This window comes from Mesorhizobium sp. M0904, from assembly GCF_040319475.1.
Classification (GTDB): Bacteria; Pseudomonadota; Alphaproteobacteria; order Rhizobiales; family Rhizobiaceae; genus Mesorhizobium.
The window spans coordinates 76,180-100,900 of sequence record NZ_JAMYOC010000015.1 but is presented as its reverse complement, the minus strand read 5'-3'; the positions used below and the strand labels follow the sequence as shown (position 1 = coordinate 100,900).

Genomic DNA, 24,721 nt, shown 5'->3' with positions numbered 1-24,721 from the left:
GATCGAGCCGTCCACCATGTAGATGGTGACGGAGCACTTGGCGCCGTCTGTGACTTGTTGAATTTGTGGCGCGGATAGCGTTAGCTTGCTGCGGCGCAACAAAAGCGCCAAGCCGAGGGGACGGGGCGACATGGACTACGACATGCTGGTCATCGGCAGCGGCCCATCCGGGCGCCGCGCCGCGGTGCAGTCGGCCAAGCTCGGCAAGTCGGTGCTGGTGGTCGACAGAGGCCGGCGCCTCGGCGGCGTGTCGGTGCATACCGGCACCATCCCGTCGAAGACGTTGCGCGAGACGGTGCTCAACCTCTCAGGCTGGCGCGAGCGCGGCTTTTACGGTCGCGGCTACCGGGTCAAGCAGGACATTTCGGTTGGCGATCTGGTCGAGCGCCTGCATAAGACGCTCGACCATGAGGTCGAGGTGCTGCAGCACCAGTTCATGCGCAACACGGTCAAGAGCGCACGTGCCGCGGCAAAATTCCTCGGCCCCAACAAGGTCAGCCTGACCACCGACACCGGCGACTACAGCGAGGTTGGCTTCGCCCATGCGCTGATCGCGGTCGGCACCCGGCCGCACCGGCCGCGCGACGTGCCGTTCGACAAGACACGGATCTTCGACAGCGACGAGATGCTGGAGCTCGACCGCCTGCCGCGCACTCTGACGGTGATCGGCGCCGGCGTCATCGGCGTCGAATATGCAACGATCTTTTCGGCGCTCGACGTGTCGGTGACGCTGGTCGAGCCGCGCAATACCATGTTGGATTTCGTCGACCGCGAGATCGTCGACGACTTCATCCATCAGATGCGCGACCGCGGCATGACCATCCGCTTGGGCAGCGCCGTCAAGGAGATCGCCTCGAAACCCGATCATGCCGAGGTGATGCTGGCCGACGGCCGCACCATACGTTCCGAGATGGTGCTTTATGCTGCAGGGCGTACCGGCAATGTCGGCAGCCTGGGCTTGGAAGCGGTCGGCATTGAGGCCGATCCCAGGGGCCGCATCAAGGTCGATCCGCAGACGTTCCAGACAAGCGCGCCCAACATCTATGCCGCCGGCGACGTCATTGGTTTTCCGAGCCTGGCCTCGACTTCGATGGAGCAGGGCAGGGTGGCCGCCTGCCACGCGTTCGGCGTGCCGTTGCCGCCGCCGCCCGAAACCTTTCCCTATGGCATATATGCCGTGCCGGAAATCTCCACTGTCGGCCAGTCCGAGGAGCAGGTGCGCGAGAGTGGTGCAGCCTATGAGGTCGGCGTGGCGCGGTTTCGCGAGACCTCGCGCGGCCACATCATGGGCGTCAACACCGGCTTTCTGAAGCTTCTGTTTTCGATCGAAACACGCCGTCTGCTCGGCGCCCATATTGTCGGCGAGGGCGCGACCGAACTCATCCACATTGGCCAGGCGGTCATCAATCTCGGTGGCACTGTCGACTTCTTCGTCAACAACACCTTCAACTATCCGACGCTGGCCGAAGCCTACAAGATCGCCGGGCTGGACGCCTGGAACCGCATGGGGCGAGGCTAGCTTCGAGGCTTATCGATCTGACGTTGCAACGGCGGCTGCAGGATCTGCCAGCCACCGCCTGACGATCGCGGCGTCCGGATTGCCGATTTCATGGCCGGAGGCGACGGTGTGGGCCTCGACTTTGGCGCCATGCCGGCTGAGCAGTCCGACCAGCGCGAGTGCGAAGGGCCGGTAAATCAGGTCGTCGGCGCCGGATAAGATTACCACCCGTGCGTTGCTGAGATCCGCCGGCGGCACCTCGTCCAGAACCGGCATCGGGCGCAGCAAAGCCGCTTGGACGATCAGCCGCGGATGAAGCAGCATCACGCTTGAAACCAGGTTGGCGCCGTTGGAGTAGCCGATGAAGGAGGCTCGGGCGAGATCGAGGTCGTGGCGTTTCGCGGCCTTGGGGATGAAGTCAGCGAAAGCGTCCGCCTCTTTGCGGATGCTGTCCTGCTCGAATCGTATCGGCGAAATCCGCCTGAACCAGCGGAAACCGTCTTCCTGGGCGATGCGGCCACGCACCGCCACCAAGGTGGCGTGCGGCGAGACTTGGCGCCCCAGCGGCACCAGAGTCGTCTCGTCGACACCCGATCCATGCAGCAGAAAGAGGCACTCTCCGGTTGGTGCTGCGGGCCTGTAAACGCGATAAAAAAATGGCAGGTCGCGCCGCAAAAAGTCATCTTCCGGAGGTTTTTCGGACATAGTTGCATCCTTTTGTTTTCACGATGTTTTCATTCATTTGCCGGCTTCAAAACGGAATATTTTCAAGCTCCGCGAAAGTTGATTGAACCGGGCGCATTTCAGTCCGTTTCTTTGCCGATATAATCCCCGCGGGAGGGATTCGAAGCAGTGTGCGCCGGGTGGTCGCCCGGGTGGTCGCATACCGCGCATGAACAACCAGCTTTAAGGCCTTTTATCGATGACCATGCCAGTTTCGCCGGAACGCGATACGCGTATTGACGTGTTCCGGGCACTCGCCCTCCTGACCATATTCATCGACCACGTGCCGGGCACAGTTTTCGAAACCCTGACCTACAAGAATTTCGGGTTTTCGGATGCGGCCGAGGCCTTCGTGCTGATCTCCGGCATGTCCGTCGCTCTTGCCTACGGCACCAGATTCCAGCCGGGAAGCCGGTTGGTCGCAACGCTGAAGATGTGGCGCCGCGCCGGCGTGCTCTATGTCACCCACATCGTCACGACGATGGTGGTCATGGCCATCTTCTGCGCAGCGGCGGTGTTTGCGAAACGGCCGGACCTTCTGACGCTGATCAACATCGAGCCGCTCGTCAGGAATCCGCCGCAAGTCCTGGTCGGTGTCGTCACGCTCGGCCATCAGCTCGGTTACAACAACATACTGCCGGTCTATGCGGTGCTGCTGTTGATGGCGCCGGCCTTCCTGCTGTTCATCAGCTACAGGCCACTGGCCGCGCTTGCCGTGTCCGCAGCCCTTTGGCTGGTTGCCGGAATCTACCAGATCGCGCCGCCGAACTACCCGGAGCCCGGGTTCTGGTTCCTCAATCCGCTGTCATGGCAATTGCTGTTCAATATCGGCATGGCCAGCGTGTTGCATGTGCGGCGCGGCGGCACCATCCCGGTCAATCGATGGCTGGTCGGCGCGGCGGCCGCCTATGTGCTGACGGCGCTCGTCTGGGTGCATAGCCCGCTGTGGGGGCATGTGTCATGGCTCGACCTGCCGGTGGTGCTGACCGGTTTCGACAAGACGTTCCTGTCGTTGCCGCGGCTGCTGCACATCCTGGCGATGAGCTATCTGGTCGTCGCCTTGCCTTTCGTCTCGAACCTGGTCCGCACCGGCCGCGACAATCCGCTCGCCATATTGGGCAAACGCTCGCTGCCGGTTTTCATTGCCGGCACGGTGATTGCCATGGCGGCGCAGGTGATGAAGCTGATCAACCCGGGCGGCATTGCCTATGACAGTCTGCTGCTCGCCGCCGGCATCGCCATGCAGTTCGCGCTCGCCTTTTATCTGGAGTGGCTGTCCGCAATCGGCTGGTCCGGCAAGGGCAAGCCGGTCCGCAACGAGGCGCTGCCTGTTCGTCCATCCTTTGGCATCGGTCCCATGGCGGCCAATAGATAAGATTTGGAGCCGATCTGCCCCAGTCAGCCTGTACTTGGCGGTGGTCCGGACGATGCCCTGACGACAAGTTCGACGTCGAGCGTTTCTCGCCGCACCGTGCCGTCGAAGTCGAGGATTCTTCGCGCTGCCCGGCGGCCGATCTCGGCGATCGGCTGGGCGATGGTGGTGAGCGGAGGCTCGCAAGTTGCGGCTTCAGGCACGCCGTCGAAGCCGACGACGGAAACATCGCGGGGAACCGCGATGCCCCGTGCGTTGAGCCATTCCAATGCCACCATTGCGATCCGGTCCGACATCGCCAGGATGGCGGTCGGCGGTTCCGCCGAGGCGAAGATGGTTTCAAGGCCAGCCCTTGTGCTCGCCTTATCGTTTTCGGTCTCGTAGACCGGCACTTTGGTGGTGTCGACACCAAACCGGGAAAGCTCTTCGAAATAGCCGAGGAGGCGATCACGGGTTCCGGTATAGGACGCCGTCCGGACCTGCTCGGGCGAGACAAGACCGGTGCTGTCGTCCGCGAAGGCCAGCGACAACACGGCGAAGCGGCGATGTCCAAGTTCCGCCAGATGGCGCGCCGCGAGCCGGCCGCCGGCAACATTGTCGATACTGATCGCGGAGACCGTGTCGTCCTGCGAGCCGAGCTCGAGCGCGACGAAGGGGAGCTTTCGTTCGCGCGTCAGCTCAACGAGACGCGGACCGCCCTCGATGCAGAACAGGATGAAGCCGTCCACGAGGGCGCTCTGGATATTCCAGGCAAGTTTTTCCTCGTTGCCAGCCGACACGAGGGCTATTCCCGCGCCGGTGGCGTCGCAGGCCTCCGAGATGCCGGCCATCATCACGCGGGCAAACGGGTCGTCGAAGAAATAAGACAGCGGCTCGGTTGTGGCGACGCCGATTGCATTGACCTTGCCGGCGCGCAGCAGGCGGCCCTTGGGATCCGGGCCGGCGTAGCCCAGCGCGTCGGCCGCCGCCTTGACCCGCTCGCGGACCTCCTCGCGCACGATTTCGGGACGGCTGAAGACATTGGAGGCAGTGCCGTGCGATACGCCCGCGGCCTTGGCGATGTCCGCCAGCCGGATGGGCCTCCTGCCGCCTTCGGTGAGTGATGCCATTTGTTTGTCTCCAGGACTCCTGTCCAACAGTATCGCCGATTACCTAACATCTTCCTTGGATCGATTCAAATTTCTGCTTGACATTTATAATGTGACGCGTATTCTTGAATCGATCCAAGAGCGGTTTTTATCCGCAGATTGGATCGATACAAGAGGAGAGCGCCATGCACCCGGTCAATTATCTGTTCGAGGACATTTACCGGAACGACTGGAGCATCCGCTCGGGCGCGGATGTCCGTAAGGGGCGCGACAGGACCGGTCCGTGGATTCGCGACCTGCGTTTCCTCGTAGGGCGCAAGCGGAGCTGATCGGCGGCCTATTATTTGTGCCCGCGCAATGGATCGATTCAAAAAGCTAGAGGACATTAAGCCATGCATCCGATCAAGCATCTGTTCGAAGACATCTATCGCAATTATTGGGGCATCTCGCCGGCCACCGAACGGCTGGAGCGACGGCGTATAGTCAAGACGCCCAAGCGCGACGGCCAAGTCCGGCCCGAACGTCCGCAAGACTGAGCTGGCAAGACAGAGCTCGTGGATCGAGCGCGGCTGGCGAAAAGAGCAGCGGCCGCCATTGGTTGCCGCATCAATGGCGGCGCGGGTGTACCAGCGCCGAGGCGGCCATCACGAGCCAGCCGCCGATGAGCAACGTGCCGCCGATCGGCGCCGACATCGGGAACAGCCGCGAGCCAAGGAAGTCGCGGGCCAAAAGATCTCCCGAGAAAAGCAGAAGCCCGACGAGAAGGATGAGGCTTCCGGTTCGCAGGATTCTATTGCCACCGAGCAGCCCGACGGTAAGGGAAGACCGGCGCATGCATGAGCAGGAAGGATGCGGCCGTACCGACGAAAGCGCCGCCGAGATGTGCCGCCGCCGCCGAAAGAGCCACGCCGGTTGCGCCGCATAGGCTGCCGGCAAAAATCAGAATGCGACTGCCCGCCGTCTGTTCAGCCATGCTCATTTCCACGCCTCCGCGATTCCTGGCGACCGCCTGAGATAGTGCGGCGAACCGTGTCAGGATTTGCCGGCTTCCGCCAGCATGGCGCGTTCGCGGCGCGACTGGACCAGCCAGTTATAGGCCGCTCCGCCCGCCATCAGCACCGATGTGCCGAGAAACACCGAGCGCATACCGAAATGGCCGCCGACGAAGCCGCCGAGCAACGGTCCGGCGACCTGCCCGACATATTGCGCCGAGATCGACAAGCCCAGCACATTGCCGCCGACGCCGTCTGGCACATTGTGGCGGATGACGCTGGTGATGCAGGGCACGAGACCGCCAAGCGCCAGGCCCATCAAGAAACGCAGGCCGACGAGTTGCCAGCCCTGCGTAACGAAGGCCTGCGGGATCAGGAGCAGCGCCGAGACGGCGAGTGCGGCAACGATTACGTTCCAATGGCCGATACGGTCGGCGAGCTTGCCGAGCCGCGACGCTGACAGGATGGCGCCGAGCGCTGCCGCGGACATGACGATGCCGGAGATCAGCGTGACCTGGCTCTGATCTTCGATGAGCTGTTGGACATAGACGGTGATGATCGGCTCGATCGACATGGTGGCAAAACTCAACAGCATGCCGGTCGCCAGCATGGCGACGACGGGGCGCTTGTCGGGAATCTGCGACCAGCCGCCTCTCGCTTTTTCTTGTGACGCCGCCTTGACGGCAACCGGGCGAGGGGCCTCCCTGATCAGCAAGGTGGTTGCCAGAAACGCCAGGAAAATGACGCCGCCGGCGAGCAGGAAGGTGGCGCGGATTCCAATCAGCGGCGGCAGCGCGCCGCCGAGCAGCGGACCGACCAGAGCACCGGCGGTTATGCCGGCCGACAGCACGCCCAGCGCCCAGCCAGAGCGATCCTTCGGCGTCTGCATGGCAACCAGGATGGTCGAGCCCGAAGAATAGCCGCCGGCAAAGCCGATCAGCAGGCGCAGGAGCACCAATTGCCAGACGGTCTGCACCATGCCGGTCAGCGACATGCACAGCGCCATGCCGAAACTGGCACGCACCAGCATCAGTTTGCGGCCGTAGCGGTCGCCTAGCCGCCCCCACAAGGGCGCAACCAGCGCGGCAGCAAGGAAGGTGGCGCCGTAGGCAATGCCCGACCACTGGACGATCGCCGCGTGACCCTCGGCGCCCAACTGCTCGACGTACAGCGGCAGGAAGGGCAACAGCAGCGTCATCGCTACAAGCGTGCTGAACGAGCCGGCAAAACACACGGCGAGATTGCGACGCCAGTGGACGGTGTGCGTGCCTTGCGTGGCGAGGGTGGCGTCTTGCGGCATGTCCTGTCCTGTCCCGCCGGCTTGGATGAAAACTTGTTGTGGATCCCATTTTGGTATACCAGATTGGTATCCATCATGGACGCAAGGCTGGTCGCTGTCAATGCGGCCCCTGCAAAGGGATCGGCAACAAATGGCCGGTGAACAGAGAGCCAATGAACCGGCTCCAACAAAAGGAACGCCAATGTCGCAGATGCAAAACGTCGAAAAGCAGCTTCGCGAGATGATCCTCGGGCTCGAGATCGGTCCCGGCGAGCGGCTGACGGAGCGCTGGGTCGAAAGCCGTTTCGGCGCCTCGCGCACGCCGGTCAGGGCGGCATTGCTGCGGCTCGAGACCGAAGGCCTGATCTGCCGCGACGGCCGCGGCTGGACGGTCTCGCCTATTAATCTCGCCGAACTCGAGCAGATCGCCGTCTATCGCGAGGCGGTCGAGGTCGCGGCGCTCAGAATAACTTGCACCTTGCAGGACCGGAGTGCCGTCGAAATCATTGAGGGGATGCTCGATTCTTGCGACGACAAGACGCCGCGCGAGGAATGGCATCGCGTCGGCATGGACTTTCATATCGAGTTGGCGCGTCTGTCCGGCAACGAGTTTCTGTTCAGAGCGGTTCGCGACGCGATGACACGCCTGTCGCGCGCCCGCTGGCTCGAGGTTCGCGACGAGGCAGCACTTGGCCGTGCCTGGGCCGAACACCATGCCATTCTGTCGGCGGTACGGGCCGGCGATGCCGATAGCGCTGCCCGCCTGCTTTCAACCCATATCATCGGCAGCCGCGACCGGCTGGTGACCTCGCTGCGCAACGACCGGCGCGGCCTGCGCGCCCGGGGATTTGCCGTCGTCGCTTGAGTGAGGATCCGCGGCCATTGATGACGAAAAAGGGCAGATGAGCGAAGAATGCTACTTTCGGTCTCGCTTCGCAAATGCCGATGGCGTAAGAGCGGCGATGGAAAACAACCGATTTGACACACCCGTGACCGTCAAGGGCGCGGCAGGAAGCAATCAGCTCTTGCGTACGGCCCGCGAGGCTTCCGACTACCTCCTCAACAATTGGCCCGGCAAGCGCAGCCCCAAGCACCGCGAAGCGCTGCAGGCCTGTCATGATGCGCTGGCCGGCGACAAGCCGGCCATGAACGCAAGACGGGCCTTCATTGCCGCCGCTCGTGAAGTGAACGTCTTCGTCAGCGACAAGGCGCCCGCCTGAGGCATAGCGGGATTTGACCGAGGCCCGGACCGCCTGACAGGCCGGGCGTCATCACTCGGCCGTTTCGGTTTTGGTTTGGGACTCGCTCTCGCCCTCGGGCTTCGATCGCTCCTTGGCTGCGACCTTGGCAGCCTGCTTTTCCGCCTTCTTGGCAGCCTTCTGCCGGTCGCGTTCCTTGCGTTCCTGACCGTAGTTCGGTGCTCGTGCCATATCGGTTCCTTTCATTGTGCTTGGCCTTTGCCTAGGAGCATTGGGCCGCAAACACAACACCGCAAGGCACGATCGGCTCCATATCTCGGCGCAGTCCGGGAACCTGGCTTCAGGCTGTTTTCAGGCGCCGTCGCGGTCGAGGACGAGATCGGCCGGACCGAACCGGTCCTTTGCCGTGAATTGCTGGTGCCAGTAAGGATAGAGCACGGGCGGCCTGCTGACCGCGTCGAGGCGTGTGCGCTCCTCATCGCCAAGCACAAGGCTTGCAGCGGCGATATTGTCTTTGAAATGCGCTTCGGTTCGTCCGCCGATCACCAGCGAGCTGACGGCGGGCCGACCGAGCAGCCAGGCAAGCGCAACCTGCGCCGCCGACACACCGTGGTTGTTGCCGATGTCGATCAGCGCGTCGACGATCCGCCACAGCCGGTCCTCGTCGCGGATCGGCGGTTCCGACCAGCCGCTGAGCTGGCGGGCGGTCGGCTGGTCACGGTGGTATTTACCGGACAGCAACCCGCCGGCAAGCGGGCTCCAGACCAGCACGCCGAGCCCTTGGTCGACCGAGATCGGCAACAATTCATACTCGGCCTCGCGCGCTTCCAACGTGTAATGGATCTGCTGGGTGACGAAGCGCGGCTGGTGATGACGGTCACTGATCCCCAGCCCCTTCATCACTTGCCAGCCGGAATAATTGGAGCAGCCGACATAACGGACCTTGCCCTGCGCGACCAGCGTGTCGAGCGCGGCGATGGTTTCCTCTAGCGGTGTCAGGCCATCCCACTCGTGCAGGAAATAGATGTCGATGACATCGGTCCTGAGGCGCTTCAGGCTCCTCTCGCATTCGCGGATCAGATGGTAGCGCGACAAGCCTTCATCGTTGGGGCCTTTGCCGATCCGCATGCGTGCCTTGGAGGCGATCAGCACGTCGCCCTTGCGCTTGCCTCCGAGCGCCTCGCCGATGATCTCTTCCGACACGCCGTTCGAATAGACGTTGGCGGTGTCGATAACATTGACGCCGGCATCGATGCAAAGGTCGATCATCCGACGCGCCTCGTCGAGGTCGGTCTTGCCGACCGCCGAAAACGCGCCGCCGCCGCCGAATGTCATTGTCCCCATGGTCAGCGTCGAAACCTTCAGCCCGGAACGGCCGAGAGTGCGGTATTCCATGTCGTATCCTCACGATTTATCGGGAAAGGGCGTTGCAAACGACAGCCCTCAATGAACCGGGCATTTGTAGGATAATTCGTTCCGCTTGTCGCCAGTTCCGCAGGGCAAGCTCGATCACATCTTTCGGATTGAACGCACAGCCAGCGCAGCAGTGGCTGCAATAAAACCGTCATTGCCGGCCTATACTAACATCGGTTCAGCGCTTCGATTTCCGGCCGCCGGGCCGGGCGGCGGAGCGCCTGACAGCGGCCGGCAAGGACTGTAAGCGGAGCAGCGCAAATGATCGAGATAAAACAGAATTCCCCGGCCGGGGACTGGCTGGAAGCGGAACTCGCCGACACGCTCGACGAAGATTATAAGCTGGAAATCTCGGAGCCGGCGCTGTCGATGGAGATCGCCAAGATCTACAAGAATGCGCATCCGCCATCGATCGACCGCCTGCAGTATTTTCGCGATCTCATCATCCTGCAATCCGAATTGATCAAGCTGCAGTCCTGGGTCGCCTATCACAAGAAGAAGCTCGTCGTGGTCTTCGAGGGCCGCGACTCGGCGGGCAAGGGTGGCGCCCCGTGGTTCATCGTCGAGGGCAACGACAAGAAACGGGCACGGCTGAACTGCATCGACCAACTCCTCAAGCAGATGCCTTATGAGGAGGTGCCGCACGAAGAGATCATACTGCCGGAGCGCGTCTTCAATCCCGAATACGAGCGCCAGGTACTGCCGCGCGAACTGTATGTGCCGGAGAAGTACTGACTAAAGCGGCGAGGAGGGCGCTGCTCTGTGGCGCCCTGCGACAAGCTAGGCACGTTCGATGATGACGTGCGTGGCTTTCGGCGTCGCGACCTGCTCGCTGCAGCGATAGCCGAGCTTGGGCATGTCGATGCCGGCAAAAAGGTTCTCGCCGGCGCCGAGCAGGACCGGTGAGATCGCCAGATGCAATTCGTCGATGAGCTTTTCCTGGAGATATTGCCGGATCGTGGCGACGCCGCCGCCGAGCCTTATGTCCTTGCCGTCAGCCGCTGCTTTCGCCTTTTGTAGCGCTGAGTGGATGCCATCGGTCACGAAATAGAAGGTCGTGCCGCCCTCCATTACAATCGGATCACGCGGATGATGCGTGAGCACGAAGACCGGCACATGGTAGGGCGGGTTGTCACCCCACCAGCCTTTCCAGCTGTCATCCGGCCATTCGCCGCGGATTGGCCCAAACATGTTGCGGCCGAGGATCCATGCGCCGACGTTTTCGAAGCTGCGTGCGGCGAACGCCTCGTCAGTGTCCGTGGTCCCGCCATCCTTGCCGAGGACCATCTTGCGGAAAGTGCGGGTGCCGAACATCCATCCGTGCAGGGCTTCCCCGCCAACACCCAGCGGGTTCTTCAGGTCTTGGTCGGGACCGGCGCCGAAGCCGTCGATCGACAGGGTGAAAGCGCTGACGCGAAGTTTGGACATGAGAGCCTCCTCGATAACCAATTGTGACATGCAAGCAGTTATCGGGTTAGCTTAACTGATTGCATTTTGCAAGCGGTGTTTTTGGATCGCCGGCTAGCGATGAACGGCTGGGCCACAACCGCCAATCTCCCAACGCTGGCGATTGGCCATAACCAACCATCCCGTCGTCATCCTGGAGCGAAGCAAGGAGCGAAGCGACGCGGCGCAGACCCTAGGATCCATGCCGTGACATCGGCCGAAGAATACAGCGGCCCAGAACGACGAACCACGCGAATGGAGATCAAGAAGACCAATCCGGAATGGGCCGAACTTTTTCGGAGAACCGGATGGGTGCGTTCGTTTTCGATCCGCCGGAGCGCTGCCGCCAGGTCACGGCATGGATCCTGGGGTCTCCGCGACGGAGCTTCGCTCCTGCTCCGCCCCAGGATGACGAGGGGGAGGGAGGATTCGGCCAATCCCGAAGGTTTACGACAGGCCCCATCCCATGCACCAAAGTCCCAAAACGATGCGATCACCTATCCCTTCAGCATCGCCGCTACTTCGGGCGCAAAGTAGGTGAGAATCCCGTCGCAGCCGGCGCGCTTGAACGCGAGCAGCGATTCCAGCATTGCCTTGTCGCCGTCGATCCAGCCATTGGCGGCGGCGGCCTTGATCATCGAATATTCGCCCGAGACCTGATAGGCGAAGGTCGGCATCTGCAACTCGTCCTTCAGCCGGCGGATGATGTCGAGATAGGGCAGGCCGGGCTTGACCATCAGCATGTCGGCGCCTTCGGCTAGATCCTGCTCGGCCTCGCGCACCGCTTCGTCGGAATTGGCGTGGTCGATGTAATAGGTCTTCTTGTCGCCCTTGAGCAGGCCGGCGGTGCCGACCGCCTCACGATAGGGGCCGTAAAAGGCGGATGCGAACTTGGTCGCATAGGACATGATCGCTACATCCTGAAATCCATTGGCGTCGAGCGCATCGCGGATGGCACCGATCCGGCCGTCCATCATGTCCGAGGGGGCAATGATGTCGGCCCCCGCCGCCGCCTGAATGACGGCCGCCGCCGACACCTGCTCCACCGTTTCATCATTGACGATAATGCCCTCGCGCAAGATGCCGTCATGGCCATGCGAGGTGAACGGATCCAGCGCCGCGTCGGTGATGATGCCGATCTCCGGCACCGCCCGCTTGATGGCGCGGGTGGCGCGGTTGATGATGTTTTCGGGATCGAGGATGTGCGAACCGGTCTGATCGCGCAGGCCGAGCTCCACATTGGGGAAAGTGGCGATCGCCGGAATGCCAAGCTTGGCCGCGCGCTCAGCCTCCTTGACGGCGAGGTCGAGCGACAGGCGGAACACGCCGGGCATGGCGGCGATCGGTTCGCGCACTTGTCTGCCGTCGACGACGAAGATCGGCCAGATCAGATCGTCGACCGAGAGCCGGTTCTCCTGGACAAGGCGGCGCGACCAATCGGCCTTGCGCATGCGCCGCAGCCGCCGGCTGCCGGTGATCTCGTCGACGCTGCGCGCGCCGGCAGGCTTTGCAGGTGTGAATTTGTTCATCGCCAAAACTCCGGACGGGCGGCTTTTACCACGAGCCTTCGCTGCTGACCAATGCGACACGATTGTGCCAGCGGTCCTGTTGGGCGTTATTCTGGTTGACCATTGCCCGACAGGATCTGCGCAGCACCCCGCATGGCGACGCGGAATGCCTCGTCGAAGCTGACACCGCGCACTTGCCACTTATAAGCCTTGCCGTTCATGGCAAGCCGCCAATCGGCGATCCAGCCCAACTCTTTGTCGCTCCAGATCAGGCTGCCGGCGAGCGCCTGATCGGCACCGGCCTTTCGGGCAAGCTGGTCCAGCGTCGCCATATCGGCATGGCGCAGGGCCCGGTCGTCAAGCTTCGAGGCCGACAGCATCGACGCTTCGGGAAACAAAATCCGCATGACCAGCGGACCGGTGGCATTGACGAAGGATTCGCGCATCGCCGCCCCGCGCTGGTCGTCGGCAGTCAGCGCGAAATGCCTTGTGCCTTGCTCCGCCGCCAGAAAAATCGCCAGGCGTGGCCGCTCGGCAAGCCATGGCTTGCTGCCAAGCGCGGCAAGCACCGGATCGATGACGTCGGGCCTGTATAGGCAGGTGAGATCATGCGGCCGGTCGTGCGTGCCTTGTTCGTCATGGACCGGAATGCCTTCAAGGCGGTCGTGGTAGCGGAATTCGGCAACGAAGCTGCCGGCCTTGTCGCGCAGCGCCGCCACCTCAGGTTTTTTCGCCAGCCGCTGATCACCGGAGACACGGACCAGCACCGCATCCAAACATGTCTTGAAACCGATCTGGCGATTGACCTCGCCCTGGCCGGTGACGATGGTCTGCGACTGGTAGAGACTATCCACGGTTTCGGCCGATACGGGGAGGAGTGTTCGCAGCGATTAGGCCGACCACCACAACAGCAAGGCGTGGCAACCAAGGCATGGCCCAACCTTCCAGTTCAAAGCGCCAGCATTAGCACCGGCTGCGGCCACGGGCCAGCAGGCGGGATTGGCGCTGCCATTGACGTGGCTATGCGCCACGCATTAGCACTTCACTCCCGGCGGGCGCGGGAGGGATTCTCTGGCGATGGATTTTGGCGGAGGCGACGAGATTCGCTTCGAAAGGTTGGGCAGGGCCGGCGTCGTCACGCTGACGCGGCCGCAGGCGCTCAATGCCGTAACCCACCGCATGGTCAAGGCGCTGGACAAGGCGCTGCGCAGCTGGGAACGCGACGATGGTGTCGACGTCGTCGTCGTCAAGGCCGAGGGCAGGGCATTTTCGGCGGGCGGCGACATCCTCCACATCTACGAAGCCGGCCGGGCTGGAAAACCGCCGGTCGAGTTCTTCGCCGACGAGTACCGGCTGAACGCCCGCATCGCCCGTTTCAAGAAACCCTATGTCGCCCTGATCGACGGCATCGTCATGGGCGGCGGCGTCGGCATCTCCTTCCATGGCTCGCAGCGGGTGCTGACCGAGAACGCGCAATTTGCCATGCCAGAGGTCGGCATCGGCTTTTTCCCGGATGTCGGCGCCAGCCATCTGTTGCCGGATCTCGGCGGCAGCTTCGGCATGTATCTGGCGCTGACCGGCAACCGCATCCGCTATGGCGATGCTTTGTGGTCGGGCCTCGCCACCCATACGATCAAGGCGGAGGACCAGCCCGGCTTTCTCGACCGGCTGGCGGCAAGCGGCGACCCGGAATCGGTGCTGCGCGGCTGCTTCGTCCCGGCCAAACGCGAGACAGACAGGCCGACGCTGGAAGCCATCGCTCGGCATTTCGCGCAGCCGTCACTGGCCGATATGGTCGCCAGCCTGGAGCGGGCAGCCATCGCCGACGAGTTCGCGGCAAAGACGCTGGCCACCATCCGCACACGTTCACCGACCAGCCTGCATGTCGCGTGGCACCAGATCAGCGCCGGGCAGACGTTGTCGATGGACGAGTGCATGAAAATGGAGTTCCGTATCCTCAACCGTATGCTTGTCGGGCACGACTTCTATGAAGGTATCCGCGCCGCCATCATCGATAAAGGCTCGACGCCGCAATGGCGGCCGGCAGGCATCGATGACGTCAGCGCCGCCGACGTCGATGCCTATTTCGCATCGCTCGGCGAACGGGAACTGAAGCTGTGAGCGAGGCCACCTCGAGACGCGTGGTGCTGCAGCCCTCGACGATCGAGGTCATCTTCGCCTGGTTCCAGCGCGTTATCGCCGGCTATTGTCTGCTGTTCGGCATCTTGTACTGGATCCGGCTGATCGGCGTTTACCCCGGCCAGTTGTGGCGCTTCGATCTGATGCCGGTGCACTGGCAGGTGGCGGCGGTGGTGCTGGCGGTGTTTTTTCCATTCGCTGCCGCCGGCCTGTGGATGCTGGCGTCCTGGGGGCCGGTGATCTGGTTCATCTGCGCGGTGACCGAGTGCGTCATGTATGCTGGCTTCCCCGACTTGTTCGGCCGCCGGCCGCTGATCGTCGCCTCGCACCTTGCGGTGGCGCTGCTCTACATAGTGTTCCGCGTGGTGATCTGGATCCAGAAGCGGCAAGCCCGGCGATAGCAATTCCGGCCAGGATCGTTGGCTAAATCTTTAGGTTAATCATCCTTGCTCGGGTGACCGTCCGTTAAGCCTCTTTCGAAACCCCTTACCGGTAAGCTCTTGTTAGCCTTGGCGTTTAAGTCGAATTTTATGAGTATTCGATAGTGTCGCGATCAAGGTGAAGAACAAAAAAATCACCGGGCGACAAACGAGAGGCAAAGACAATGATCAATTCGCGTCCGGCGGCGAAGACCGCCAACGTATCCGATGACCGCCGCGAGGCGATCCGTTCGCTGTACATGGAATCGCTGCAGCTGGTCGAGCGGCTGCATCGCCGTCTGCTTGATGTGATCAAGGACGAATTCGACCGCAACGGTCGCTCCGACATCAACGCCATCCAGGCGCTGCTGCTGTTCAACATCGGCAATTCGGAGCTGACCGCTGGCGAACTGCGCTCGCGCGGCTATTATCTCGGCTCGAATGTCTCCTACAATCTAAAGAAGCTGGTCGATCTCGGCTTCATCAACCACCAGCGCTCGCGCATCGACCGCCGTTCGGTCCGTGTCTCGCTGACGCCGAAGGGCAACGAGGTGGCGGAAGTCGTCGCCGGCCTTTACGAACGCCATGTCGGCTCGATCGAGCAGGTCGGCGGCATCAACACGGAAGAGTTCAAGCAGATGAACCGCGCCCTGCAGCGGCTGGATCGGTTCTGGAACGATACCATCGCCTATCGGATGTAATCGCACCCGCCGCAGCAAGATCTGAAGCTGGACCACGGAAGTGCTGCCGCGGAGCAGACCAAAGACCGGTGCCGAAAAGCACCGGTCTTGCCGTTTCGTCAGGCCGGCCGATCCAAATTCGAGCAACAGCCACGTTGCCGCCATATTCGAATGGAACCGAAGATGCGGGTGATGCTGGGCCAAAGCCGTGCATTTGTCCTGTGCTCAAGTCACTTCCATGTGTTTTTACACCCATGTGTTTTTACACCGAAGTGATGCGGGCCATGGTTGGCTAATTGTTAAGAAGCCAACTCTAGAGTGCGGGCGAGACCGCCCGGTGGGTTGAATTGTAGCAAGAATGTCTGGACCATCCATGAGAACCAGCCGCCGTTTCTTCCTTTCAGGAGCCTCCGCGCTCGCAGCCGCAATGGTCGCCGGCCGCGCCAGTGCACAGGATGTGATCGGGGATATCCTGAAATCCTCGGCGCGTGGCAATTGGGACGACCAATTCGATGCGCGTGCCAGCGAAGGCGGCAAGGTTGCCTCGACGCTGCCGATCTTCAGCCTGCAGACGGTGTCCTTCACCGAGCAGGCGATCATGCAGTATCAGAATATCGTCGCGCAAGGCGGCTGGGAGCAGGTTCCAGACACCAAGAAGCTGCAGCTTGGCGTCGAGGATCCCGATGTGGTGCCGCTGCGCAGGCGCTTGATGATATCGGGCGATCTGGCGCAGAGCGCCGGGCTCTCGGAAGCGTTCGATTCTTACGTCGACTCGGCGCTCAAGCGCTTCCAGTTGCGTCACGGCTTGCCGGCCGACGGGACCACCGGCAAATATACTTTCGCGGCAATGAACGTGTCGGCGCCGGTTCGGCTTGGTCAGCTGCAGACCAATCTGCAACGGCTGCGTGAGCGGGCCGGCACGCTTGGCAACCGCTATGTGCTGGTCGACATCCCGGCGGCGCAGATCGAGGCTGTCGAGAACGACCGCGTTGTGCTGCGCCACACCGCGATCGTCGGCAAGATCGATCGCCAGACGCCGATCGTCAATTCCAAGATCAACGAAATCATCGTCAATCCGTACTGGAACGCGCCGGTCTCGATCGTGCGCAAGGACATCATTCCGCTGATGCGGAAGGACCCCAACTATCTCAAGGATAGCCATATCCGCCTGTTCGCGCCGGACGGCAGCGAGGTCGACCCAATGACGGTCGACTGGTCGACCGACGATGCCGAAAAATATCGCTTCCGCCAGGATCCCGGTTCCGGCAACGCGATGGCCTCGGTCAAGATCAATTTCCCCAGCCCGGACGGCGTCTACATGCACGACACGCCGCAGCAGAGCCTTTTCGGCAAGCTGATGCGCTTCGATTCCTCTGGCTGCGTGCGCGTTCAGAACGTGCGCGACCTCGTCACCTGGATTCTGCGCGACACACCGGGCTGGGATCGCCAGCATTTCGAGGCGGCGATCAAGACCGGGGAGAACACGCCGGTGCAGGTCACCAATCCGGTGCCGGTCTATTTTCTCTACGTCTCGGCCTGGTCAACAGGGCCGGGCGTGGTCCAGTTCCGTGACGACATTTACGGCCTCGACGGAGCCAACGAGCTGCAGATCACATCCGCGCTCTAAGCAGCTGAGTTCATTTGCAAAAGGCCGCCGGAAGGGCGGCCTTTTTCGTTGCCGGGTCTTTCGCGACAAGCTTCGCTGGGCCGATCGCCGGATGGGGCTGCGCTTCCTGCGGGTCTGGGTCGGCGACATCGCGACGCGCGTCTCGGCGCGATTACACAAGCGCAAGGCCGAGCCGTTCGGGCTGCGCGTCCGGATCGCCGGCTCTGTTGCCGGCGTGCGCGGCGCCATCACGCCGGCCAGATCAACGACCATACGATGCAGGCGCTGTTCACCGAGATCACGCTCACCGAAGCCTGCCGGCCCTTCAGCAGGGCAAGGGAATAGGCCGCCAGTCTCTCTGGCGCAATCCGGCCAGCAAATTTCGCGCTCCAAACGTGGCGGGCCGAAAGCAACTGTGTTAATGGCGCGACAGACCCCGAACCTTGAGGAGTTCAGCCCATGGCAACAGCAGCGGCAGTGTCGAACAAATTCGAATCCTTCTTCGAAACCACGCTTGCCGATGCCGATCCCGAGATTTTCGGCGCCATCCGCAACGAACTCGGTCGCCAGCGCCATGAGATCGAGCTGATTGCCTCGGAAAACATCGTCTCGCGCGCCGTGCTCGAGGCGCAGGGGTCGATCATGACCAACAAATATGCCGAGGGCTATCCAGGCAAACGCTACTATGGCGGCTGCCAGTTTGTCGATGTCGCCGAGGAACTGGCCATCGAACGCGCGAAAAAGCTGTTCGGCTGCAACTTCGCCAACGTCCAGCCGAATTCCGGCAGCCAGATGAACCAGGCGGTGTTCCTGGCGCTGCTGCAGCCCGGCGACACCTTCATGGGTCTCGACCTCAATTCCGGCGGGCACCTGACGCATGGCTCGCCGGTCAATATGAGCGGCAAATGGTTCAAGGTCGTCTCCTATGGCGTGCGCCGGGACGATCATCTGCTCGATATGGACGCGATCGAGAAGACCGCCCATGAGACCAGGCCGAAGCTGATCCTGGCCGGCGGCACAGCCTATTCACGTGTCTGGGACTGGAAGCGTTTTCGCGAGATCGCCGATTCGATCGGCGCCTATCTGATGGTCGATATGGCTCATATCGCCGGACTGGTCGCCGGTGGCATGCATCCGTCGCCGCTGCCGCATGCCCATGTGGTCACCACCACGACGCACAAGTCGCTGCGCGGCCCGCGTGGCGGCATGATCCTGTGCAATGACGAGGACATTGCCAAGAAGATGAATTCGGCCGTCTTCCCCGGCCTGCAGGGCGGACCGCTGATGCATGTCATCGCCGCCAAGGCGGTGGCCCTGGGCGAGGCGCTGAAGCCGAGCTTCAAGGTCTATGCGGAGAGCGTCGTTGCCAATGCCAAGGCACTGGCCTCCAGCCTGCAGGAAACCGGTCTCGACATCGTCTCCGGCGGCACTGACAACCATCTGATGTTGGTCGACCTGCGCCCCAAGAACGCCACCGGGAAGCGCGCCGAGGCTGCCCTTGGCCGCGCCAACATCACCTGCAACAAGAACGGCATCCCCTTCGACCCGGAAAAGCCTTTCGTCACCTCGGGCGTTCGGCTTGGCACGCCGGCTGGCACCACGCGCGGCTTCGGCCAGGCTGAGTTCCGCGAGATTGGCAAGCTGATCGCCGAGGTGCTGGATGGACTGAAAGTCGCCAATTCCGACGATGGCAATGCGGCCGTCGAGGCAGTTGTGAAGACCAAGGTGGCGGCATTGACGGATCGTTTTCCACTTTACCCGTATCTTGGTTGACCGACGCCGAGTGTCCTCCATGTGCGCGACAATCCCGGTGCGACAGCAAGGCACCTGCGGAGAAGCTCAATGATGCAAACTTTCCGTGTCGCCGGCTTTGGTGCCTTGCTGGCATCGGCCATTTTGCAGCTGTCCGGCCTCGCCTTGGCGCAGACCGAGCCGACGCCGGCAGCGCCAAGGACAGAGACCTTCGGCAGGTGGTCCACCACGATGGACGAGGTCAACACCGGTGAGGATGTGCGCAAGACCTGCGCCGCTTCGACGGTCTTTTTCGACGCTAACGGGACCACCGGTACCCTTACGCTGGCCATCTCGAATGGCGACGTACTGCCACCCGGAGGCTATCCGAGCCTCATCATCGCGGTGAGAAACAGTGACTTGCCCAAAGGTGACAACGTCCCGGTGGTGTTTCGCGACGTTAACGACAAGATCAAGGCTGGTTTTCATCTTATCGCCGACGGACAGTGGATGATGGACAACAAACCCGAGACCACGCTTGCCATACTGCGTGCCATGCGCCGTACGAGCGCCCTTGATGTCAGCTTCGCCGACAAGCCGGTCGCGACCATATCGATGGACGGCTTCACCAAGGCCTATCGCTATCTCGGCACGTCCTGCGGCTTCCCGACCGGCGACGTCGCTCCCTGATTGGCGTATTGCCGTTCAACTGCTTGCCACTCTCGCAATTTTCCTCGTGCCTCGCTATCTCTGAGGCGCGATCGGTCATCGGCCATACTTTGCCATCGTGGCAAAAACCTCTAAGCCTTTCGCTCCACGAGAATCGCGAACCGAAGGCTCTCCATGCGCTGCCCTTATTGCCAGTCCGAAGATACCCAGGTGAAGGATTCGCGCCCTGCCGAAGACGGAGCGGCGATCCGCAGGCGGCGCGTCTGCCCGGATTGCGGCGGCCGCTTCACCACTTTCGAGCGCGTCCAATTGCGCGATCTCGTCGTCGTGAAGAAGTCTGGACGCAAGGTGCCGTTCGACCGCGACAAGTTGCTGCGCTCTGTCGAGATCGCGGTACGCAAGCGCAATGTCGACCCGGAACGTATCGACCGGGCGGTGACCGGCATCGTGCGCCAGCTCGAAAGCTCGGGCGAGACCGAAGTGGCTTCGGGCGAAGTCGGCCGGCTGGTCATGGAGGCGCTTAAGTCGCTCGATGATGTCGCCTATGTGCGCTTTGCCTCCGTCTACCGCAATTTCCGCGAGGCCAAGGATTTCCACGACGTGTTGGGTGAACTCAAAGGCGACGAGCTCAAAACCGACGAGCCCAGGGGCGAAGAGCGGAAGAGCGAAGAGGATGCCAGTTGAGCATGGCAGGGTCCGAACGCAGCACGGCTGAGCAAGAGCTCCTCGATCGCCGCTATATGGCGGCAGCCCTCAGGCTGTCGCGCAAGAATGCCGGCCGGACCTCGACCAATCCTTCCGTCGGCACGCTGATCGTGCGTGATGACGGCAACGGGCCGATGATCGTCGGCAGCGGCGTCACCGCCGTCGGCGGCCGGCCGCATGCCGAGACCGAGGCTTTGGCAGAGGCCGGCGAACTGGCGCGCGGCGCCACCGCCTATGTAACGCTGGAGCCCTGCGCCCATCACGGCCGCACGCCGCCTTGCGCCAATGCGCTGGTCAGTGCCGGCGTGGCGCGTGTGGTCGGCGCTGCCAGCGATCCGGACCCGCGTGTTTCCGGCAAGGGCTATGCAATCTTGCGTGCCGCTGGGGTCGAGGTGGTGGAAAAAGTGCTGGCGGCCGACGCCGCGGAGCAGATGGCCGGCTATTTGATTCGATCTCTGAAAAAACGCCCGGAAGTGATTCTGAAGCTTGCGCTTTCAAGCGACAACAAGATCGGCGTGAGAGGCGAGGGACAAGTCTCCATCACCGGCGATATCGCCCGGCGCGAAGTCTATCTGATGCGGGGCGAAGCCGATGGCATATTGATCGGCATCGGCACGGCACTGGAGGACGATCCGGCGCTGACGGTTAGGCTTCCGGGACTGGAGAGCCGTTCGCCGGCGCGCATCATGCTCGACCGTCAGATCAGGCTAGCCGAGACTTCGAAACTGGTCGCCGGCGTCGACCGTGTGCCGCTCTATATCGCTGCCTGCGCCGAGGCCGATCCGCACCGGCGCGCCGCGCTCGAACGCGTCGGCGTTCGCTTCATCGGCACTGAGACGTATGAAGGCGATATTGCGCTGCCGGAACTGCTCGAGGATCTGGCGGCGCTCGGCATGGCCAGCCTCTTGGTCGAGGGCGGCGCCAGGGTGGCCAAGGCGTTCCTCGACGAACAACTGGTCGATCGTATCGTGCTGTTTCAGGGGCCGGACGCGATCGGCGAGGGCGGCATTGTATCGCCAATCGATGCCAACAATATCCCGCCGGGATTTCGCAAATTGCGCAACATGCGTTTCGGCGAAGACACATATGCGGAATGGATAAGAGACATCTAGGACCGAACTGATGTTCACGGGGCCAAACTAATGTTCACTGGAATCGTCACCGATGTCGGCACCGTCGCTGCCGTGAAGCCGCTCAGGGAAGGCGTCGGTTTGCGTATCGACACCGCCTACGATCCGCAGACCATTGCCATCGGCGCCTCGATTTCCTGTGGCGGCGTCTGTCTGACGGTAACGGGACTGCCGGAAGACGGCGCCAACGCACGGTGGTTCGAGGTCGAGGCCTGGGAAGAAGCACTCAGACTGACGACAGCTATGGCCTGGAAATCCGGCACGAGGATCAATCTGGAGCGGGCGCTGAAGATCGGCGACGAACTCGGTGGCCACATTGTATCAGGCCATGTCGACGGCATGGCCGAGATCGTGGCCCGCAAGGAGGAGGGTGACGCCGTGCGCTTTACCCTGGAAGCACCGCGCGGGCTTGCCAAATTCATCGCCCCCAAGGGTTCCGTCGCACTCGACGGCACTTCGCTCACCGTCAACAAGGTCGAAGGCACCCGCTTCGACGTGCTGTTGATCCATCATTCGCTGACCGTCACCACCTGGGGCGAACGCCAGGTCGGCGACTGGGTCAATCTCGAGATCGACACCATGGCCCGCTACGCCGCGCGGCTGATGGAGGCGGCGAAGGAGGGGCTTTGAGGCGCTCGTCCATAAAGCCCATTCCCTGATGCGATCGCCGCCGAGTTGGCCTTGAAAGTTCCTTCGGCAATCTTCCGCTTGCGATCAAACCGGCTTCGGCCTAAGTCACCGGCGATCCCCGGAGACATCTATGGCAGGCACATCCCAACACGGCAAAGCGTTCACCCGTCCGAAGAAGAAGGCGCACCTTCTTGTCATCGAGGCGCGCTTTCACGACGACCTTGCCGACGCGCTGCTCGAAGGCGCGACCAGCGCGCTCGACCAAGCGGGCGCGACATACGATGTCGTCACCGTTCCTGGTTCGCTCGAAATCCCCGCCGTGATTTCCTTCGCGCTCGACGGTGCCTCCGAAGGCGGGACGAACTATGACGGTTTCGTCGCCCTCGGCACAGTCATCCGCGGCGACACCTATCATTTCGAGATTGTCGCCAATGAATCCAGCCGTGCCCTGATGGACCTGTCCGTGCAGGATTCGGTCTGTATCGGCAACGGCATCCTGACCACCGAAAACGACGAACAGGCGTGGACACGGGCCAGGCGTTCGGAAGGCGACAAGGGCGGCTTTGCGGCGCGCGCGGCGCTGACCATGATCGCTCTAAAGGAACAGCTGGGAGAGCGAACGTGAGCGAACCCGCTTCGCCCGGCCAGCCTGCGGTTCGCCATGCCAACAAGCGCGGTGCAGCCCGTCTGGCCGCTGTACAGGCGCTCTATCAGATGGACGTCGCCGGCAGCGGCGTGTTTGAGATCACCGCCGAATACGAGGCGTTCAGGCTCGGAAAGGAAGTCGACGGCGCGCTCTATCGCGAAGCCGATGCGCAATGGTTTCGCGCCATTCTTGCAGGCGTCGTCGAGCACCAGAAGACCATCGATCCGATCATCCGACAGGCACTGACCGAGGACTGGCCTCTATCCAGGCTCGATTCCACATTGCGCGCCATATTGCGCGCCGGCGTCTACGAGCTGATGCAGCGCGAGGACGTGCCGGTGGCGGTCATCGTCTCCGAGTATGTCGACATCGCCAAGGCATTTTACGAGGACGACGAGCCGAAACTGGTCAATGCCGTGCTTGATCGCGTGTCGCGCCGGGTGCGCGGCGAGGGCCGCGGTAAGGACGCCTCATGACCGCCGTCGTCGCCGTTGAGGCGGGCAAGGAAGCGCGTCGCACCGCCTTCATCCTCGCAGCCTCGCAGGCGATCATCGGCTCGGCCGCACCCATCGCCATTTCCATGGGCGGATTGGCCGGGCAGTATCTGCTCGACGCTGACAAGTCGCTGGCAACCGCGCCGATCACCGGCTTCAATGTCGGCGTGGCACTCGGTTCCCTGCCGGCCGCGGCGGTCATCCGCCGGCTCGGCCAGCGCGACGGCTTCATGACCGGAACGGCGGTGACAGCGCTTGGCGGCCTGATCGCCACGCTGGCGCTGTTTCATCCCAGCTTCTGGCTGTTCGCTTTCGGCTTGGCCGTGATCGGGATCGGGGGCGCCTTCGTCCAGCAATTCCGCTTTGCCGCCGCCGACAATGCTCCGCCTGAATTCAAGGCGCGTGCCATCTCCTTCGTGCTGGCCGGCGGCATCGTCACCGCCATACTCGGGCCGCAGATCGTCATCTTCACCGGCGATCTGTTCTCGCCGGTGAAGTTTGCCGGCTCGTTTGCGTCCATCCTGGTGCTGGCGGCGGTCGGCGCCGCCATTCTCTCTTTGTTGCGTATCCCAGCCAAGGGAACCGAGAAGGTTGAAATTTCCGACGGCGACGCCAGGCCGCTCTCAGAAATCGTCACCAGGCCACGCTTCGTCGCGGCGTTGTTTTGCGCCATCGGCAGCTACGCACTGATGAGCTTCGTGATGACCGGCGCGCCGCTGGCCATGGTCGGCTGCGGCCTTTCGACCGACGACGCCACGCTCGGCATTTCCTGGCACGTCATGGCGATGTTCGCGCCGAGCTTCTTCACGGGGTCGCTGATCCATCGTTTTGGCGCTGAACGGATCGTGGCTATCGGCCTGGTACTGCTCATTGGCTGCGGCATAGTCGCGCTGTCGGGGTTGGCACTGTGGCAGTTCTGGACGACGCTGATCCTGCTCGGCCTTGGCTGGAACTTCAGCTTCATCGGTGCCACTGCCATGGTGGCCGACAGCTACCAGCCATCCGAAAAAGGCAAGGTCCAGGGGTTCCACGATTTCGTCCTGTTCGGCTCCGTCGCCTTCGCCTCGCTGATGTCGGGCGCGGTCTACAATGCCTGGGGCTGGGAGATGCTGAACTGGATGATTTTCCCGGTCGTCGCGCTGTGCTTCGTGGCACTGGGCGTGTTGAAGATGACGGGCTTGCGGGCGGCCAACTGACGTCACGCTGTCGGGGCGTCGCGGCAGCGGATTCACTCACATCCGAACAAAATTATTGCGCCCATCCCCCCTCTTATGAAACCGTGTACCCCGACGGGGCATCGAAGCCATGCTCATATGCGGCAGCCGTATTCCGGTTCACAGCAAGGGATTTGTGA

27 protein-coding genes and 1 pseudogene are annotated in these 24,721 nt (G+C 62.4%); 19 read left to right on the top strand and 9 right to left on the bottom strand.

Annotated elements, in window-relative coordinates; all coding sequences use genetic code 11:
• Positions 1-130: 130 nt before the first annotated feature.
• Entirely contained in the window at positions 131-1,519 is a 1,389-nt protein-coding gene (gene sthA / locus NKH80_RS17460; protein WP_352506526.1) for a Si-specific NAD(P)(+) transhydrogenase, read from the top strand.
• A 9-nt stretch (positions 1,520-1,528) separates the two neighbouring features.
• Here sthA and NKH80_RS17455 read toward each other — a convergent pair whose 3' ends face one another.
• Positions 1,529-2,203: an alpha/beta hydrolase gene (locus NKH80_RS17455; protein WP_352689395.1), complete on the bottom strand. Its 675-nt coding sequence runs from the start codon at positions 2,201-2,203 to the stop codon at positions 1,529-1,531.
• Between the two features lie 217 nt (positions 2,204-2,420).
• Between NKH80_RS17455 and NKH80_RS17450 the strand changes: the two genes are divergently transcribed.
• Complete coding sequence (locus tag NKH80_RS17450) at positions 2,421-3,596, top strand: OpgC family protein (protein ID WP_352992670.1); 1,176 nt, start codon at positions 2,421-2,423, stop codon at positions 3,594-3,596.
• 23 nt (positions 3,597-3,619) lie between these two features.
• Here NKH80_RS17450 and NKH80_RS17445 read toward each other — a convergent pair whose 3' ends face one another.
• The gene (locus tag NKH80_RS17445; RefSeq protein ID WP_352506523.1) at positions 3,620-4,702 is read right to left on the bottom strand and encodes a LacI family DNA-binding transcriptional regulator; all 1,083 of its coding nucleotides are present in this window, start codon (positions 4,700-4,702) and stop codon (positions 3,620-3,622) included.
• A gap of 164 nt (positions 4,703-4,866) precedes the next feature.
• Here NKH80_RS17445 and NKH80_RS17440 point away from each other — a divergent pair, with 164 nt between their 5' ends.
• Together NKH80_RS17440 and NKH80_RS17435 are read left to right on the top strand one after the other, a co-directional pair.
• On the top strand, positions 4,867-5,010 hold the full coding sequence (locus tag NKH80_RS17440) for a hypothetical protein (protein WP_352506522.1): 144 nt from the start codon (positions 4,867-4,869) through the stop codon (positions 5,008-5,010).
• Between the two features lie 63 nt (positions 5,011-5,073).
• Positions 5,074-5,217, top strand: coding sequence for a hypothetical protein (locus tag NKH80_RS17435; RefSeq protein WP_352477145.1), 144 nt, complete (start codon positions 5,074-5,076; stop codon positions 5,215-5,217).
• A 70-nt stretch (positions 5,218-5,287) separates the two neighbouring features.
• Here the strand turns inward: NKH80_RS17435 and NKH80_RS17430 are convergent.
• Both NKH80_RS17430 and NKH80_RS17425 read right to left on the bottom strand, forming a co-directional pair.
• Positions 5,288-5,660: pseudogene (locus tag NKH80_RS17430) on the bottom strand (DUF423 domain-containing protein).
• A gap of 53 nt (positions 5,661-5,713) precedes the next feature.
• Positions 5,714-6,973, bottom strand: coding sequence for a multidrug efflux MFS transporter (locus NKH80_RS17425; RefSeq protein ID WP_352992668.1), 1,260 nt, complete (start codon positions 6,971-6,973; stop codon positions 5,714-5,716).
• A gap of 181 nt (positions 6,974-7,154) precedes the next feature.
• On the opposite strand from NKH80_RS17425, the gene NKH80_RS17420 reads away from it, so the two are divergent.
• Together NKH80_RS17420 and NKH80_RS17415 are read left to right on the top strand one after the other, a co-directional pair.
• Entirely contained in the window at positions 7,155-7,817 is a 663-nt protein-coding gene (locus tag NKH80_RS17420; RefSeq protein ID WP_352506519.1) for a GntR family transcriptional regulator, read from the top strand.
• Between the two features lie 97 nt (positions 7,818-7,914).
• Complete coding sequence (locus NKH80_RS17415; protein WP_023674477.1) at positions 7,915-8,172, top strand: DUF982 domain-containing protein; 258 nt, start codon at positions 7,915-7,917, stop codon at positions 8,170-8,172.
• Positions 8,173-8,223: 51 nt separating this feature from the next.
• On the opposite strand, the gene NKH80_RS17410 is transcribed toward NKH80_RS17415, so the two are convergent.
• Entirely contained in the window at positions 8,224-8,382 is a 159-nt protein-coding gene (locus NKH80_RS17410) for a hypothetical protein (protein WP_254817539.1), read from the bottom strand.
• A gap of 120 nt (positions 8,383-8,502) precedes the next feature.
• The gene (locus tag NKH80_RS17405) at positions 8,503-9,546 is read right to left on the bottom strand and encodes an aldo/keto reductase (RefSeq protein ID WP_352689393.1); all 1,044 of its coding nucleotides are present in this window, start codon (positions 9,544-9,546) and stop codon (positions 8,503-8,505) included.
• 279 nt (positions 9,547-9,825) lie between these two features.
• On the opposite strand from NKH80_RS17405, the gene NKH80_RS17400 reads away from it, so the two are divergent.
• A complete protein-coding gene (locus tag NKH80_RS17400) occupies positions 9,826-10,299 on the top strand; it encodes a polyphosphate kinase 2 family protein (RefSeq protein ID WP_352992665.1) in 474 nt (157 codons plus the stop codon).
• Between the two features lie 45 nt (positions 10,300-10,344).
• Here NKH80_RS17400 and NKH80_RS17395 read toward each other — a convergent pair whose 3' ends face one another.
• The 3 genes from NKH80_RS17395 to NKH80_RS17385 all read right to left on the bottom strand — a co-directional run bounded on the left by NKH80_RS17395 (position 10,345) and on the right by NKH80_RS17385 (position 13,372).
• On the bottom strand, positions 10,345-10,992 hold the full coding sequence (locus tag NKH80_RS17395; protein WP_352506517.1) for a dihydrofolate reductase family protein: 648 nt from the start codon (positions 10,990-10,992) through the stop codon (positions 10,345-10,347).
• Positions 10,993-11,507: 515 nt separating this feature from the next.
• Complete coding sequence (hemB, locus tag NKH80_RS17390; protein ID WP_352506516.1) at positions 11,508-12,539, bottom strand: porphobilinogen synthase; 1,032 nt, start codon at positions 12,537-12,539, stop codon at positions 11,508-11,510.
• 86 nt (positions 12,540-12,625) lie between these two features.
• Positions 12,626-13,372, bottom strand: a complete 747-nt coding sequence (locus NKH80_RS17385; protein WP_352992662.1) for a DUF8605 domain-containing protein — start codon at positions 13,370-13,372, stop codon at positions 12,626-12,628.
• Between the two features lie 223 nt (positions 13,373-13,595).
• Between NKH80_RS17385 and NKH80_RS17380 the strand changes: the two genes are divergently transcribed.
• The 12 genes from NKH80_RS17380 (at position 13,596) to NKH80_RS17325 (ending at position 24,563) form a co-directional block, all read left to right on the top strand.
• Positions 13,596-14,639, top strand: a complete 1,044-nt coding sequence (locus NKH80_RS17380; protein ID WP_352992660.1) for an enoyl-CoA hydratase/isomerase family protein — start codon at positions 13,596-13,598, stop codon at positions 14,637-14,639.
• The gene (locus NKH80_RS17375; protein WP_352506512.1) at positions 14,636-15,058 is read left to right on the top strand and encodes a DUF6163 family protein; all 423 of its coding nucleotides are present in this window, start codon (positions 14,636-14,638) and stop codon (positions 15,056-15,058) included. The genes NKH80_RS17380 and NKH80_RS17375 overlap by 4 nt, the downstream gene beginning before the upstream one ends.
• A gap of 203 nt (positions 15,059-15,261) precedes the next feature.
• Positions 15,262-15,777, top strand: coding sequence for a transcriptional regulator LdtR (gene ldtR / locus NKH80_RS17370; protein WP_023674486.1), 516 nt, complete (start codon positions 15,262-15,264; stop codon positions 15,775-15,777).
• 352 nt (positions 15,778-16,129) lie between these two features.
• On the top strand, positions 16,130-17,383 hold the full coding sequence (locus NKH80_RS17365; RefSeq protein ID WP_352689388.1) for a L,D-transpeptidase family protein: 1,254 nt from the start codon (positions 16,130-16,132) through the stop codon (positions 17,381-17,383).
• Positions 17,384-17,821: 438 nt separating this feature from the next.
• The gene (gene glyA, locus NKH80_RS17360) at positions 17,822-19,135 is read left to right on the top strand and encodes a serine hydroxymethyltransferase (RefSeq protein ID WP_254817549.1); all 1,314 of its coding nucleotides are present in this window, start codon (positions 17,822-17,824) and stop codon (positions 19,133-19,135) included.
• A 69-nt stretch (positions 19,136-19,204) separates the two neighbouring features.
• Positions 19,205-19,783, top strand: coding sequence for a hypothetical protein (locus NKH80_RS17355; protein ID WP_352992658.1), 579 nt, complete (start codon positions 19,205-19,207; stop codon positions 19,781-19,783).
• Positions 19,784-19,936: 153 nt separating this feature from the next.
• Positions 19,937-20,446 carry a transcriptional regulator NrdR gene (nrdR, locus tag NKH80_RS17350; protein WP_352506509.1) on the top strand — a complete coding sequence of 170 codons (510 nt, stop codon included), beginning with the start codon at positions 19,937-19,939 and terminating at the stop codon, positions 20,444-20,446.
• 2 nt (positions 20,447-20,448) lie between these two features.
• A complete protein-coding gene (gene ribD, locus NKH80_RS17345; RefSeq protein ID WP_352992655.1) occupies positions 20,449-21,579 on the top strand; it encodes a bifunctional diaminohydroxyphosphoribosylaminopyrimidine deaminase/5-amino-6-(5-phosphoribosylamino)uracil reductase RibD in 1,131 nt (376 codons plus the stop codon).
• Positions 21,580-21,609: 30 nt separating this feature from the next.
• A complete protein-coding gene (locus NKH80_RS17340) occupies positions 21,610-22,227 on the top strand; it encodes a riboflavin synthase (RefSeq protein WP_352506507.1) in 618 nt (205 codons plus the stop codon).
• A gap of 130 nt (positions 22,228-22,357) precedes the next feature.
• A complete protein-coding gene (ribH, locus tag NKH80_RS17335; RefSeq protein ID WP_352506506.1) occupies positions 22,358-22,852 on the top strand; it encodes a 6,7-dimethyl-8-ribityllumazine synthase in 495 nt (164 codons plus the stop codon).
• Positions 22,849-23,349 carry a transcription antitermination factor NusB gene (nusB, locus tag NKH80_RS17330; protein WP_352506505.1) on the top strand — a complete coding sequence of 167 codons (501 nt, stop codon included), beginning with the start codon at positions 22,849-22,851 and terminating at the stop codon, positions 23,347-23,349. Before ribH ends, nusB begins: the two co-directional genes overlap by 4 nt.
• Positions 23,346-24,563, top strand: coding sequence for an MFS transporter (locus NKH80_RS17325; RefSeq protein WP_352992653.1), 1,218 nt, complete (start codon positions 23,346-23,348; stop codon positions 24,561-24,563). The genes nusB and NKH80_RS17325 overlap by 4 nt, the downstream gene beginning before the upstream one ends.
• Positions 24,564-24,721 lie beyond the last annotated feature (158 nt).